Source organism: Rhodococcus sp. X156 (genome assembly GCF_004006015.1).
Taxonomy (GTDB): domain Bacteria; phylum Actinomycetota; class Actinomycetes; order Mycobacteriales; family Mycobacteriaceae; genus X156.
This window is the reverse complement of record NZ_CP034766.1, coordinates 2,269,260-2,283,651: the sequence shown is the minus strand read 5'-3', so window position 1 is coordinate 2,283,651 and position 14,392 is coordinate 2,269,260. Positions and strand designations below refer to the sequence as shown.

Annotated in this window: 13 protein-coding genes; 4 read left to right on the top strand and 9 right to left on the bottom strand. The window is 71.1% G+C overall.

Features of this window, described 5'->3' with window-relative positions; all coding sequences use genetic code 11:
* Positions 1–239: 239 nt before the first annotated feature.
* Positions 240–1,421, top strand: a complete 1,182-nt coding sequence (locus tag ELX43_RS10755) for an acyl-CoA dehydrogenase family protein (RefSeq protein WP_127783433.1) — start codon at positions 240–242, stop codon at positions 1,419–1,421.
* Positions 1,422–1,464: 43 nt separating this feature from the next.
* The gene (gene bphC / locus ELX43_RS10750; protein WP_127783432.1) at positions 1,465–2,370 is read left to right on the top strand and encodes a biphenyl-2,3-diol 1,2-dioxygenase; all 906 of its coding nucleotides are present in this window, start codon (positions 1,465–1,467) and stop codon (positions 2,368–2,370) included.
* 66 nt (positions 2,371–2,436) lie between these two features.
* On the opposite strand, the gene ELX43_RS10745 is transcribed toward bphC, so the two are convergent.
* The 3 genes from ELX43_RS10745 to ELX43_RS10740 form a co-directional block, all read right to left on the bottom strand.
* Complete coding sequence (locus tag ELX43_RS10745) at positions 2,437–3,597, bottom strand: lipase family protein (RefSeq protein WP_164860638.1); 1,161 nt, start codon at positions 3,595–3,597, stop codon at positions 2,437–2,439.
* 186 nt (positions 3,598–3,783) lie between these two features.
* Entirely contained in the window at positions 3,784–3,930 is a 147-nt protein-coding gene (locus ELX43_RS17625; protein ID WP_164860637.1) for a hypothetical protein, read from the bottom strand.
* 12 nt (positions 3,931–3,942) lie between these two features.
* Positions 3,943–5,031: a GH25 family lysozyme gene (locus ELX43_RS10740; protein WP_164860636.1), complete on the bottom strand. Its 1,089-nt coding sequence runs from the start codon at positions 5,029–5,031 to the stop codon at positions 3,943–3,945.
* Positions 5,032–5,458: 427 nt separating this feature from the next.
* Between ELX43_RS10740 and ELX43_RS10735 the strand changes: the two genes are divergently transcribed.
* The gene (locus ELX43_RS10735) at positions 5,459–5,974 is read left to right on the top strand and encodes a DUF3145 domain-containing protein (protein ID WP_127783429.1); all 516 of its coding nucleotides are present in this window, start codon (positions 5,459–5,461) and stop codon (positions 5,972–5,974) included.
* A 122-nt stretch (positions 5,975–6,096) separates the two neighbouring features.
* Here ELX43_RS10735 and ELX43_RS10730 read toward each other — a convergent pair whose 3' ends face one another.
* The 6 genes from ELX43_RS10730 to ELX43_RS10705 form a co-directional block, all read right to left on the bottom strand.
* On the bottom strand, positions 6,097–7,533 hold the full coding sequence (locus tag ELX43_RS10730) for a carboxyl transferase domain-containing protein (protein WP_127783428.1): 1,437 nt from the start codon (positions 7,531–7,533) through the stop codon (positions 6,097–6,099).
* 82 nt (positions 7,534–7,615) lie between these two features.
* Entirely contained in the window at positions 7,616–8,872 is a 1,257-nt protein-coding gene (locus ELX43_RS10725) for a beta-ketoacyl-ACP synthase II (protein ID WP_127783427.1), read from the bottom strand.
* Positions 8,869–9,108, bottom strand: a complete 240-nt coding sequence (locus ELX43_RS10720) for an acyl carrier protein (protein ID WP_127783426.1) — start codon at positions 9,106–9,108, stop codon at positions 8,869–8,871. Before ELX43_RS10720 ends, ELX43_RS10725 begins: the two co-directional genes overlap by 4 nt.
* Before the next feature lie 40 nt (positions 9,109–9,148).
* On the bottom strand, positions 9,149–10,138 hold the full coding sequence (locus ELX43_RS10715) for a beta-ketoacyl-ACP synthase 3 (protein ID WP_127783425.1): 990 nt from the start codon (positions 10,136–10,138) through the stop codon (positions 9,149–9,151).
* Entirely contained in the window at positions 10,135–11,052 is a 918-nt protein-coding gene (locus tag ELX43_RS10710) for an ACP S-malonyltransferase (protein WP_127783424.1), read from the bottom strand. Before ELX43_RS10710 ends, ELX43_RS10715 begins: the two co-directional genes overlap by 4 nt.
* Positions 11,053–11,254: 202 nt before the next feature.
* The gene (locus ELX43_RS10705) at positions 11,255–12,442 is read right to left on the bottom strand and encodes a helix-turn-helix domain-containing protein (protein ID WP_206517997.1); all 1,188 of its coding nucleotides are present in this window, start codon (positions 12,440–12,442) and stop codon (positions 11,255–11,257) included.
* A gap of 196 nt (positions 12,443–12,638) precedes the next feature.
* Here ELX43_RS10705 and ELX43_RS10700 point away from each other — a divergent pair, with 196 nt between their 5' ends.
* A complete protein-coding gene (locus ELX43_RS10700; protein WP_127783423.1) occupies positions 12,639–14,249 on the top strand; it encodes an ABC transporter substrate-binding protein in 1,611 nt (536 codons plus the stop codon).
* Positions 14,250–14,392: the final 143 nt, after the last annotated feature.

Genomic DNA, 14,392 nt, shown 5'->3' with positions numbered 1-14,392 from the left:
GCCGCGCCGCTCCCGCTGAACGGGACGAGCCGGCTACCTCACCTCCCACAGGGCCACGATGGCCGAGACGCACTGTCCAGTGCCGTCGTGAGCGGCCCCGCGGAGGAACTGATGCACGTCACCGACGACGTCGTCCGGGACCGCGCCCTGGCGCCGGGCGCCGCGCCAGCCTTCACGCCGCGCGCGAGCCGGCACCTTCCGGCAGCATCCGGCACGGACACCCCCAGAAGGACGACTGCATGAGCTACGAGGTTCTCGCCCGCATCAACGAGCACGCGGATGCCCTCTTCGTCGAGGGCGAGGAGGCTGAGCGCATCGGTCGCCTGGCCGACGACTCCGCGAAGAAGATGAAGGACGCCGGCTCCATCCGCATGCTCCAGCCCAAGGAGTTCGGCGGCCTGGAGGTGCACCCGCGGGAGTTCGCCGAGACGGTGATGCGCACCGCCTCCATCAACCCCTCCGCGGGCTGGGTGAACGGCATCGTCGGTGTGCACCCGTGGCAGCTGGCCTACGCCGACCCCAAGGTGCAGCAGGAGATCTGGGGCGAGGACGAGAACACCTGGATGGCCTCGCCGTACATGCCCGGCGGCACCTGCGTGCCGGTGGACGGCGGCTACCAGTTCTCCGGCCGCTGGCAGTTCTCCTCAGGCACCGACCACTGCGACTGGGCCTTTCTCGGTGCCTTCGCCTGCAACCCCGACGGCAGCATGGTCATGCCGCCGAAGATGCTGCACGTGATCATCCCGCGCACCGACTACCAGATCATCGACGACTCCTGGGACGTCGTGGGCCTGCGCGGCACCGGCTCCAAGGACGTCGTGGTCAAGGACGCCTTCGTGCCCGACTACCGGGTGATGGAGTGGGAAGAGGTCTGCGACGGCACCGCGGCACGCAAGTACGGACGCACCGAGACGCTGTACCTCATGCCCTGGTCCACCATGTTCCCGCTGGGCATCACCTCGGCCACGCTCGGCATCTGCGAGGGTCTGCTGCACCACGCCAACGAGTACCAGGCCGACCGCATCGGCGCCTCGGGCACGGCCATCAAGGACGACCCCTACACCCTGTACCACTTCGGCCAGGCCACTGCGGACCTCCGCGCTGCCCGGGACAGCCTGCTGGCCAACGTCGACCGCATCTGGGACAAGGTCGACGCCGGCAAGACCGTCGGCTTCGAGGAGCGCGCCGCTGGCCGCCAGACCCAGGTGCGCGCCGCCTGGACCGCGGTCAACGCCATCGACCAGATCTACCCGCGCTGTGGCGGCAACGCCCTGCGGATGGACAAGCCGCTGCAGCGGTTCTGGCGGGACGCCCACGCCGGACAGCACCACGCGATCCACGTTCCCAGCACGGTGTTCCACGCCGCCTCCCTGAGCCGGCTCGGCGCGGAGCCGCAGGGCGCGCTGCGCGCCATGATCTGATTTCTCTCTGACCAGCACCTTCCACCACAGACACGGAGACACGATGACCGACATCAAGGGCCTCGGCTACGTCAAGATCCAGACCGCCGACATGGAGCGCTGGCGCACCTTCGCCTTCAAGGTGCTGGGCTTCGCCGAGGGCAGCGGCCCCGACGAGAAGGCGATGTACCTGCGCATGGACGAGCGCGCCGCCCGCATCATCGTCGTCCCGGCTGAGTCCGACGGCGTCGTCAACGTGGGCTGGGAGGTGGGTGACCACGCCGCGCTGGTGCGGGTGCGCGAGCGCCTGGAGAAGGCGGGCGTCGAGGTGACCCAGCTGTCGCTCGCCGAGGCCGACGCCCGCCGCGTCGAGGAGGTCATCGCCTTCACCGACCCGGCCGGCGCCGCCATCGAGATCTTCCACGGCGCGGTGCTCGACCACAGCCCCGTCGTCACCCCCTACGGCGCCAAGTTCGTCACCGGCTCGCAGGGCCTGGGTCACGTGGTGCTGCCGGCGCAGGACTTCAACGGCACCTTCGACTTCTACACCGAGGTGCTCGGCTTCTACCCGCGTGGCGCCTTCCGCCTGCCCACCCCGCCGGAGTACGGCGCCATCCGGGTCCGCTTCCTGGGGGTCAACGAGCGTCACCACAGCCTGGCGCTCGCCCCCACCCAGAAGTCCGGCGACCCGGGCCTGATCCACATCATGGTGGAGGTGGACACCCTCGACGCCGTGGGCCAGGCTCTGGACCGCGTGGCCAAGGACGGGTTCTCGCTGTCCTCCACCCTGGGCCGCCACACCAACGACAAGATGGTGTCCTTCTACGTGCGGGCACCCGGTGGCTGGGACATCGAGTTCGGCACCGAGGGCATGACGGTCGACCAGAGCACCTACTCCGGCGAGGAGATCACCGCCGACAGCTACTGGGGCCACGACTGGTCCGGCAGCGAGCCGCTCGCGGCGATGTAGTCCGCACCTGCACGACGCAGGGGGCCGGCTCACCCATGGGTGAGCCGGCCCCCTGCGCGTGGTGGGTCAGCAGACGTTGACCGGTGGTGCCCCTCCGAACCGGGCGCCCAGGAAGCCCAAGGCGCTCGGGATGCCCAGGATCGCCAGGAGTCCGTGGTCGGGCCACGGAATCCGCTGGGACTCCACGACGGCCCCCTGCGCGCAGTACAGCCCGACGAGCCGGTCGGCGCCCTCGGTGGGCACCGGGATGTCGATGAACGCGTGGTAGATCAGCACCGGCGACTTCGGCGGGCTGCCACCGAGGGTGTTGTCCGCCAGTGCATTCTGGACGCCCGGGGTGCCCAGTGCGTTGGGCGTGACGGTGAGCTCGTCGATCCGCCGGTTCGCGCCGATCCAGTTGGTGCTGTCGCCGCACGCCGTGGCCAGCTGGTCCCGCACCTTCTGCCCCTCGGCGTTGAGCAGGTCCTCGATGCCGGCATCCGGGTACTCCCGGCCGAGGCCGATGGTGGAGCGCAGCAGCAGCCCCGACGCGCCGGACCCGTCGTTGCGGCGGGCGATGTCGTTGAGGTCGTAGGAGACGCCGCCCTCGGCGCTGCCCACGATGTTCAGGTCAGGCGCGTAGGCGCCGTGCAGCTGCGCGGCCCACGCGGTGGCCTGTCCGCCGCCGGAGTACCCCCACAGCCCGAACGGAGTGTCGGGCCCGACGATGCCCAGCGGGGTGAAGCCCCGCACCGCCCGGGCACCGTCGAGGACCACCTGCCCGGAGAGACGCCCCGCGCCGTAGGCGGCGTTGGGTCCCTCGTGGTCGGGGACCGTCACGGTGTAGCCCAGCAGCAGCAGCAGCGCGAGGTGGAACTCCTCGCCGAACCGTCGGGTGGGCAGCGTCTGGGACGGCGCGCAGTCGGGGCTGATGGAGTTGATGATGGCCTGGAAGGAGACCACCCGCCGCGGACCGTTGTCGGCCGGCAGCAGCACGGTGGTCGCTGCGGCGATAGGGTTCTGCTGGCTGTCGTTGGACCGGTAGACCAGCTGGTAGCCGGATACCGGATAGCTGTAGAGCTGGATGGTCACCGGTCGAGACCGGATCACCTCACCCGGCGCCAGCGCGGCCAGGTTGGCCGGCGCGGCGAAGAACGGGTCGGCGACGGGCGTCGGCACCATCGGCGCCGCCACCGCGGCCGGCGGGGCGACCACTGTGGTCGTGACCGCCGCCACCGCGATCGCCATGGCCGGAACCATCTTCCGAACACGGTGCCCCCAGGCCCGTTTTTGTCCACTGTGCATTGAGTCCCCCTTGCTGACAACAGTGACAGCAAAGTAGCGGACCCAGGCGCTGCGGCGAGGGAAAACGGGGAGAATAGTGGAAAGAACTACGCCCTGTCAATACTAAATTACAGAGGGTGTTTGCCCAGGTCAGTCGCGGTGGGGTGCGCCCGGGGTTTCCGCCTCCACCTCGCGAGTGGCCATCCCGCCGTGACCGCCCTTGTCCTCCGGTCCTGGCGTCAGCTCAGGGCTGTCGTCACTGCGCGGGTCCGGGTCACGGTCGGGATGGCTGCTCATGGGGAGAGCCTCTCAGAAGGACAGCACCGGCGCGAAGCCGATGTTGTTGAAGAAGTCGGGGTCGGCGGGGGAGGGCAGGCTGATGGCGATGAGCGCACCGAGCCCGCCGTTGGCGGTGATGGTGAGCGGGAACGTCTTGTTCTTGCCCGCGGCCAGTGCCGGAACGGTCAGGTCGGTGTTCGGGCCCGCCGCGGTGCCGCCACCGGTGCTGGTGGTGGTGAACGCGCCCAGCGGGATCACGCTGACGGTCGCGGCCGGCGAGCTGGCGGGCCCGTGGTTGGTCGCGGTGACGGTGGCGGTGAAGCTCTGCCCCGGGGCCACGTTCAGCGGAGCCTGGAGGGTCACCTGCAGGTCGGCGGTCTTGGGGGGGACCGGGGCCGCCCCGCCGCCGCTGCTGCCGGCGAGCCGGGCCAGGGCGTTGGCGTCGCCGGAGAAGCGGTTCATGTCGACGTTGGCGTTGATGCCGGCGATCCGGCCGGTGTCGCTGTACTGCCAGATCTTCCACGAGGTCCAGCCGCCGAAGAGGGTGGGCGCGGAGATCGAGGTGTTGTAGTGCGCGGCCCACAGCGGGTAGCGGGCGAACTGGGTGGTGTTGTTCAGGTACTCCGACCAGTACCAGCGTGCGGCGTAGACCAGGGGCACCCGGCCGGTGCGGCGCTCGACGGTGTCCAGCCAGCGCTGCGCCCAGTTGACCAGGTCGGTCGCGCCGAGCTGGGAGCCGGTGTCCTCGTAGTCCAGCGCGGGCGGCAGGTGCCCCACCTTGGCGTAGTCGCCGATCGTGTCCAGGTAGCAGTTGGCCTGCTGCTCCGCAGAGGCGTAGCGGTCCCCGGCCTGCACGGTGGGGCGCGCGTAGTGGTAGGTGCCCAGGTACATCCCGGCGTTCTTCACGCCGACCGCATCGTTGCGGAAGTAAGGGTTGACGTAGCCGCAGTTTCCCTCGGTGGCCTTCACGATGGCAAAGGACTGCCCGCCCTGGTTCTTGACCGCGGACCAGTTGATGCTCTGCCCGTTGGGGTGCTGGTAGGACGCCGCGTCGACCCCGGATATCTGTGCTGCGGCGGTTCCGGTCAGCCCCAGCAGAAAGGCTGAGGCGAGGGTCATTGTGGCCGCGGTGCGGAAGCGGAATCGGCGGGGGGACTTAGGGAGAGCCTTCATGGCACCCTCTCTCGGTACGGCGTGCGTGGTCAGCGGCGGTGCATTCTCAGCGTTTCGTGCGTGCCACCCGGAGAAACGCTCGGGTGCACCGTTCACCGACGAGCGGGCGCCCTTTCGAGCGGGCTCCGCGCTCGGCGACATGGGCGGGTTGTGCACCGTCGCCCAACACGCCGACGCACAGTGATGTCTAACATACGGACAGTGATGTTAGAAGGGGAGATTCCATTTCTTTTCCTGAGAGAACTGTCACTGGCGTAACAGGGGCACCGCAGGGCACACTGAGTGCGCTGCGGCACACGCGCACGTGTCAGCTTCGGGACCGAGGTCGTTGGGGAAGACGTACCTCGTCTGAGCCGGAGGTGGACTTGTGGGCATGTCAGAGCAGTGCGCAGAGGGAACGATGGGCGTGGTCTACGTCCACTCGTCCCCCGCTGCGGTGTGCCCACACGTCGAGTGGGCGTTGTCGGCCGCGCTGAACACGCGCGCCGGCTTGCGGTGGACCGAGCAGCCCGCGCTGTCCGGGCAGCTGAAGGCGACCTGTTCGTGGGTCGGCCCAGTGGGCACGGGGGCGCGGCTGGCCAGTGCGCTGCGTGCGTGGCCGATGCTGCGCTTCGAGGTCACCGAGGACCCGAGCCTCGGCGTGGACGGCGAGCGGTTCAGCCACGTGCCCGGTCTGGGCCTGTGGCACGGCAGCACCAGCGCCAACGGCGACGTGGTGCTCGGCGAGCAGCGCCTGCGGGCCATGATGGCCGCCGCGGGCGCCGACTCCGAGCGGCTTGCCGCCGAGCTGGACAGCGCGCTGGGCGCGGCCTGGGACGAGGCGCTGGAGCCCTACCGCTGCAGCGGCGAGGGCCTCGAGGTCACCTGGCTGCGCCGCAGCGTCGGCTGACGCCGGCCTCGGGGGTGGAGGCTCACCCGGCGTTGCGGGCCCTTGTCGCCCCTGGAGAGACGCCTGTGGGGCGCTCAGGAACCTGAACGCCCCACGAGGTGGTGGTTGCCTGCCCCCGGCGGCTACAGCGGAATGTTGCCGTGTGCGCCGCGGCCGGCCGGGGCCGACGCCAGGGTCTCGGCGATGCGCCGCCGGGTGTCGGCGGGGTCGATGACGTCATCCACCACCCCGATGGCGATGGCACGGTTCACCCCGCCGGCGATCTCCTCGTGCTCGGTGGCGAGCCGCTGGTGCAGGGCCTCGCGGTCCTCCTCCGACGCGGCGGCCAGCGCCTTGCGGTGCAGGATGCCCACCGCGGCCTTGGCCCCCATCACGGCGACCTCGGCGTTGGGCCAGGCGTAGACGGCGGTAGCGCCCAGGGACTTGGCGTTCATGGCGATGTAGGCGCCGCCATAGGCCTTGCGGGTCACCAGGGTCACCCGCGGCACGATCGCCTCGGCGAAGGCGTGCAGCAGCTTGGCGCCGCGGCGCACCACCCCGTCCCACTCCTGGCCGACGCCGGGCAGGTAGCCGGGCACGTCCACGATGACCACCAGGGGCACCCCGAAGGCGTCGCACATCCGCACGAACCGGGACGCCTTCTCGGCGCTCTCGGAGTTCAGGCAGCCGCCCAGGCGCAGCGGGTTGTTGGCCACCACACCCACGGTGCGTCCAGCCAGCCGGCCCAGCCCGATCACCACGTTGGGCGCCCACTTGGGCTGCATCTCCTCGAAGGAGGAGATGCCCTCGGCGGTGTCGTCCAGCAGCTCCCACAGCAGCGGGTGGACGTCGTAGGCCCGCTGGCGGGCGACAGGGAGCACCACGCCGAGGTCGGTCTGCACCGCGGCCTTGGCCATGTCGAAGATGCCCGGCCGCGCGAACAGCCCCACGAAGCGGCGTGCCCGCTGCAGGGCGTCCGGCTCGTCCTCGGCCAGCACGTGCACCACGCCCGACTTCTTGCCGTGCGCCTCCGGGCCCCCGAGCGCGGCCATGTCCACCTGCTCGCCGGTGACGCTGCGCACCACGTCCGGTCCGGTGACGAACACCCGCCCCTCCGGCGCCATGATCACCACGTCGGTCAGCGCCGGCCCGTAGGCGGCACCGCCGGCAGCAGGGCCGAGCACCACCGAGATCTGGGGCACCTTCCCCGAGGCGCGCACCATGGCCGCGAACACCAGGCCCACGGCGTCCAGCGCCTCCACGCCCTCGGCCAGCCGGGCACCACCGGAGTGCCACAGCCCGATCACCGGGCAGCGCTCCTTGGTGGCCTTGTCGATGGCCTCGACGATGTGCAGGCAGCCCGCCGAACCCATCGCGCCACCCATCTTGGTGGCGTCGGTGCAGAAGGCCACCGCCTTGGCGCCGTCCACGAGCCCGCGGGCGGCCAGCACCCCGGAGGTGTCGCGCGGGCGGAGCAGCACGACGGTGCCGGGGTCGAAAAAGTTCTCGAGGCGGACCAGCGGGTCGCGCGGGTCCAGCTCCTCGAGGGGTGCTGCCTCGGTGTGGGCAAGTGCGGTCATGGGTGCTCCTGGGCAGACAGCGGGAGCCAGGCCCAGGTCGGGTCGGACTCTCAGTTCGGGAGAGAGAGGTTCACAGAGCTGGTCAGACGCGGGTGAAGGCGAGCGCGACGTTGTGCCCGCCGAACCCGAAGGAGTTGTTGATCGCCGCGTCGATGGTCACCTTGCGCGGCGACCCCGTGACCACGTCGAGATCGATGGCCGGGTCCTGGTTGTGCAGGTTGGCAGTCGGCGGGATGACCCCCTCGCGGATCGAGAGCACCGTGACGATGGACTCCACCGCACCGGCCGCGCCGAGCAGGTGGCCCAGCGACGACTTGGGGGCGGTGACCGCGGCGTGCTCGCCGATGGCACCGCGGATCGATGCCGCCTCGGCGGCGTCGCCGATCGGGGTGGACGTGGCGTGCGCGTTGACGTGGCCCACGTCGGCGGCGGAGATGCCAGCGGTGGCGAGCGCCTTGCGCATGGCGCGGGACTGGCCCTCGCCATCCGGCGGGGAGGCGGTGATGTGGAAGGCGTCGGAGGTGGTGCCGACGCCAGCCAGCCGCCCGAGGATGGTCGCGCCGCGGGCAGCGGCGAACTCGGCCCGCTCCAGCACCACGATGCCGGCGCCCTCGCCGAGGACGAAGCCGTCGCGGTCGACGTCGAAGGGCCGCGAGGCCCCGGTCGGGTCGTCGTTGCGGGTGCTCATCGCGCGCATCTGGGAGAAGCCGGCGAACGGGATGGCGGCGATGCACGACTCGGTGCCGCCGGCGATGACCACGTCGGCCTCGCCGGTCATGATCATCCGCCAGCCCCAGGCCAGCGCCTCGGCGCCGGAGGCGCAGGCGGAGACCGGGGCGTGCACGCCGGCGCGGGCGCCGCGCTCCAGGCCGACCGCTGCGGCCGCACCGTTGGGCATGAGCATCGGGATGGTGAGGGGGGAGACCTTGCGGAGGCCGTGGCCCTCCAGCAGGTCGTCCTGGTCGAGCAGGGTGTTGGCGCCGCCGATGCCGGTGCCGACGACCACGGCGAGACGCTCGGGGTCGACCTCGGGGGCACCGGCGTGAGCCCAGGCCTCGCGGGAGGCGACCACGGCGAGCTGCTGGCAGCGGTCCAGGCGGCGAGCCTCGACGCGGGTGAGGATCTCGGTGGGCTGCACCGCGAGCTGGGCGGCGATGGTGACGGGCAGGTCGAACTTGGTGACCCACTCCTGGTGCATCGGCGCGATGCCGCTGCGGGCCTCGAGCAGGCCGGACCAGGTGGAGGCGACGTCCCCGCCCAGGGGTGTGGTGGCACCGAGCCCGGTGACGACGACCCCCTGGGGGGCGCCGTCACCGGGAGTGCTGGAGAAAGACGTCACTTGTTCTTCGCGATGTAGTTCACGGCGTCGCCGACCGTCTTCAGGTTGGCGAGCTCGTCGTCCGGGATCTTGACGCCGTACTTGTCCTCGGTCTGGACCGCGATCTCGACCATCGACAGCGAGTCGATGTCCAGGTCGTCCACGAAGGACTTGTCCACGGTCACCTCGGACGCCTCGATGCCGACGACCTCCTCGATGATCTCGGCCAAGCCGGAGGTGATCTCTTCGTTGCTCACAGGTGGTGATTCCCTTCTGGTGTTGGGTAGAACCGCAAGATCATGGCAGCAGCACAACTTGGGCTGCGAAGCACAGTCCGGCGCCGAAGCCGACGAGCAGGGCCACGTCGCCGCTGCGCACCGTCCCCTCCGTGCGGAGGTGGTCCAGTGCCATGGGTATAGATGCAGCCGAGGTGTTGCCCGAGCTGATGATGTCGCGCGCGAGGACCATCTCGTCCCGCGCGCCCTCCTTGCGCAGGGCCTTGGCGATGGCCTCGAGGATGCGCAGGTTGGCTTGGTGGGGGATCAGCACGTCGATGTCGCCCGGCTTGATCCCGGCGCGCTCGATGGCGGCCAGCGCCACCGGCGCAATCTTGGTGGTGGCCCAGCGGAAGACCGTCTGGCCCTCCTGCTGCAGGAACGCGGTGCGGTCGGGGATGCTGATCACGTCGGCCATGTCGCCCGAGCTGCCCCACACCACCGGACCGATGCCGGCGGGGTGCTCGGCGTCGGCTGCGCCGATCACGGCGGCACCGGCTCCGTCGGCGAAGATGATGGCGGTGGAGCGGTCCTGCGGGTCGACCCAGTCGGTGAACTTCTCCGCGCCCACCACCACGACGGTGCGGGCGCTGCCGGAGCGGACCAGGTCGGCGGCGACGGCCAGGCCGTAGGTGAACCCGGCGCAGGCGGCGTTCACGTCGAACGCGCCGATGCCGTTGACGCCCAGGCCGGTGGCCACGCGGGCGGCGGCGTTGGGCACCGAGGTGGGCATGGTGCAGGTGGCCACGATGACCGTGTCGACGTCGGCCGGCACCAGGCCCGCATCAGCGATTGCCGCTGCGGCGGCGGAGGTGGCCATGTCGACCAGCAGCTCGGCGGGGTCGGCCAGGTGCCTGCTGACCACGCCGACGCGGGAGCGGACCCACTCGTCGGTGGTGTCGATGGTCAGGGCCAGCTCGTCGTTGGTGACCACGCGGGCCGGCTGGTAGCTGCCGACGCCCAGCAGGCGGGCTCCGACGACAGGTGCCGCCAGCTGGAGCGCGGGGCTCACTGGGTCACCGCGAGGGCGGTGAGCGCAGCGAGGTCGTCCGGGGTCTTCAGGGCCAGGGTCGGGGTGCCGCGCAGCTCCCGCTTGGCCATGCCCACCAGCGCCCCGGACGGCGGCAGCTCCACCAGGGCGGTGGCGCCGAGCTCGGCCATGGTGGCCATGCACGCGTCCCAGCGCACCGGGTTGGTCACCTGGGTGACCAGTCGTCGCAGCACGTCCTGGCCACTGTGGACCACCTGGCCGTCGGCGTTGGACAGCAGGGGGCGGACCGGGTCGTGCGGGGTGATGGCGGCGACGCGCTCGGCGACGGCGTCCTGCGCGGAGGCCATGTAGGGCGTGTGGAAGGCGCCGGCGACGCTGAGCCGGCGGATCCGGGCCTTGGCCGGCGGGTCGGCCTCGAGGGCGTCCAGGGCGGTGAGCAGTCCAGCGGCAACCACCTGGCCCTTGGCGTTCTGGTTGGCCGGGACCAGGCCCAGCTCGTCCAGGCGGGCGGTGACCTCCGCGGCGTCGCCGCCGAGCACGGCCGCCATGCCGGTGGCCTCGGCGGCGCAGGCGGCCCCCATGGCCGCACCGCGAACGGCGGCCAGCGCGACCGCGTCGTCGGGGGAGAAGACCCCGGCGATGGCGGCGGCGGCCAGCTCACCCACGGAGTGTCCGGCGGTCAGCACCTCGCTGGGCAGCTCGCCACGACGCTCGAGCTCCTCGTAGGCCAGCAGCGCGAGGGCCACGACCAGCGGCTGGGTGACCGCGGTGTCGGTGATCTCCTCGGCGGTCGCGGTGGTGCCCAGCCGGGCGAGGTCGAGGTCAGCGGCAGCCGACCACGCCGCCACTCGCTCTGGTGCGCCGGGCAGCGCCAGCCACGGTTCGAGCATGCCGGGAGCTTGCGAGCCCTGGCCGGGTGCGAGTAAGGCGATCACGGACATCAGGAAACACGGTCCGGGTGCAGCAGGTCCCCGTTCTGGGGCACCAAGTCTGCGGCTCGGTGTTGTGGGATTCCTACAACGGTCCCGGGGCGGTCGGTGTGCCGCGCCATCCGGGCGGGCAACCGCAGTGGGCGTCCTTGGCGGGCGGGCGAGTCGCTGACGTGCGCGGACGTCGTGGCTGGGCGCGGATGAATCGCTAGGCAGAGGGGCGAGACTCGGTGAGTCGGCCGACGGCCAGGGCAACGCGCAGGACGTACGCGTCGCGCGGAACGCTCGGTTCGCGGTGCGTGATCTCTGCCACTTTTCGCAGTCGGTAGCGCACCGTGTTGGCGTGGACGAACAACGACCGCGCGCAGCTCTCGATGGCGCCGCCCCCCTCCAGGTAGGCCTGCAGGGTGCTGGCCAGCGACCCGCCGGCCTCGTCCAGGGGGTGCACCACGCCCTGCAGCAGGGCGCGCTCTGCGTAGGGGTCCCCGGCGAGCACGCGCTCGGGCAGGAGGTCGGCGGCGAGCACCGGGCGCGGTGCGGCGGGCCAGGCGGGGACGGCGCGCAACCCCGCCATCGCCTCCAGGGCGCTGCGGTGCGCCGCCCCCACCGAGCTCGACGTCGGGCCCACCACCACCGGCCCTGCGGCGAAGCAGGCCGCGAGGTCGTCGAGCAGGGCGGGCTGCAGCCGGCCGCTCACGATCACCACCAGCCGCGAGCCCTGCACCCCGACCAGGGCGTTGCGTCCGTGCTCGGCGGCCGCGGCGTGCACCGCACCCACCAGTGCCAGGCCCTCGTCGTCGGGCGGGTTGCCCACCAGCACGGTGGCCAGCGAGCCGAGGTCCCAGCCCAGCGCCGACGCGCGGGACAACAAGGACTCGTCGGCGTCGCCACGCACCACCCCGTCCACCACCAGGGCTTCCAGGCGCGCGTCCCAGGCCCCCCGGGACTCCGCCGCCGAGGCGTAGACGGTGGCCGCGGAGAAGGCGATCTCCCGGCTGTAGCGCAGCACCGCCTCGGTGAGGGCCACCCGCTGCTCGTCGTCGTAGGCCAGCGCGGGCAGGTAGCGCTCGAAGACCCCGGTGGCGGTGCGCACCATGTCCACGGTCTGCCGCAGGCTGACCTGCTTCATCAGCTCGGGGGGGACCGCGCCGAAGGCCTGGGTGGTCAGCTGCACCGCGGAGTCGGGGTCACGCAGCCAGCGGACGAAGTTGGTGACGCCGGTCTGCACCACCAGGGCCACGCTGGCGCGGACGTCCGCGCCGAGCTCCTCGAAGAAGGGCAGCGTCTCGTGCATCGCCGCGATCGCCTGCACCGAGTACTCGCCGGAGGACAGCTCGAGCTTGCGGATCAGCCGGCTGGGCAGGGGCGCGGAGGGGCGGGACGCGGAGGGGGACACCCTCGGCAAGGTAGCGCCTGCCGACGCGCAACGGCGCGCAGGGGAGGGCGGCACAACCCCAGGCGCATTCCGGTGAGTGGGAGGCGAACCGCCGAGGTGTGGTCCGCATCACCAGGATTGCGGCAATCTCCGGTGCGTGATGCACGTCTCACCAGGCGTCGCGCACCGGTCCTGCACGTCTGGAGGAGGAACATCGATGACCCGTCTGACGAGGACGCGCTGGAGCCGGATGGCTGCAGCCACCGTGGTGGGCAGCCTGCTGCTCGCCGGGTGCGCCGGCGGCACCGAGAGCAGCGGCGACAAGACCGCCCAGGACGGCCCTGCCGTGCGGGTCGGGCTCGTCGGTGAGCAGGGCGACGGCGGCGAGCCGGTCCGCGGCGGCACGCTCAGCTATGCCACCTACGCCCCGGTGTCCACCCTGGACCCGCTCGTCACCTACGCGACCGGATCCACCGGCGGCACCGAGCTGGCCGCGGTCTACGACCTGCTGGTGCGCTACGACGCCCAGACGGACAAGTACGAGCCGCAGCTGGCCAAGGCCGTGGACGTCAGCGAGGACCAGAAGACCTGGACGCTGACCCTGCGCGACGGCGTGACGTTCAGCGACGGCACGCCCCTGAACGGGCAGGCCGTGCTCTGGAGCATCCAGCGGTACCTGGACAAGCGGGGCCTGAACAGCCAGCTGTTCAAGACCGGGGTGTCCAAGATGGAGTCACCCACCCCCAGCACCGTGGTGTTCACCCTCACCGAGGCGTGGCCGGAGTTCTGGGCGATGCTGTCCTCCGGGCCGGGCGTCATCGTGGCGCCCAGCTCGATGCAGAGCGGGAAGTTCACCCCGATCGGGGCAGGTCCGTACACCGTCGAGCGGCTGTCTCCGCAGAACGAGCTGGTCCTCAAGGCCAACCCGGGTTACTGGGGTGGCGAGCCGAACATCAGCACGCTGCGCTTCGTGAACATCGCCGGTGAGCAGGCCAAGGTCGACGCCTTCAAGTCCGGTGGCGTGCAGATGATCTACCTGCGCAACCCGGAGGCCACCGAGCAGATCACGGCGATGAACGCGCCTGCCTTCGTGGACACCGGTGCGCTGGGCAACGTGGGCGTGATCAACCACCGTCCGGGTCGCCCGGGCGCCGACGTGCGCATTCGCCAGGCGATGGCCTACGCGGTCAACCCCGAGGCCATCGACCAGCGGGTGTACGCCGGCAAGGGCATGCCCGGCGCCGACCTCTTCCCCGAGTGGTCGCGCTGGCACACCGACGTCCGTGGGCTGGGCTACGACCCGGAGAAGGCCAAGCAGCTGCTCGAGGAGGCGAAGAAGGACGGGTACGACGGTCGCCTCACCTACGCCGGCTTCATGGAGCCCAAGGCCCAGGCGCAGGCGCTCGCCGTCCAGGCGATGCTGCAGGCCGTCGGGTTCACCGTGGAGATCAGCTACGCCAACAACGTCACCGAGCTGACCAAGCGGATCTACGTCGACAACGACTACGACATCAGCCGCGGGTCGTTCAGCCTGTGGGAGGCGGCTCCGCAGATCCGCCTCGCCAGCACCCTGGCCAGTGACTCCGACACCAACTCCATGGGCTACAAGAACGCGGCCATGGACGCCGCGCTGGTGAAGGTGAAGTCGGCGAGCACCGACGCGGACAAGCGCACCGCCATCGCGGAGATCCAGAAGCTGATGAACGAGACCGTGCCGTTCCTCACCTGGGGCACGCAGGCCGCGCTGATCCCGTGGCAGACCTCGGTGCACGGCCTCAAGCCGAGCCTGGACGGGATCATCCTGTTCGACAAGGCTTGGATGAAGTAAGGCCTGGATGAAGTAAGGCCTGGATGAAGTAGGGCTGGGCTGACGCCCTCCACTGCGCGCCCCGAGGACTTCCTCGGGGCGCGCAGTGCTGTCACTCCCGCTGACCGGCGCGCGCAGCGCCGTGACCGGGGTGTGGGCGCTGG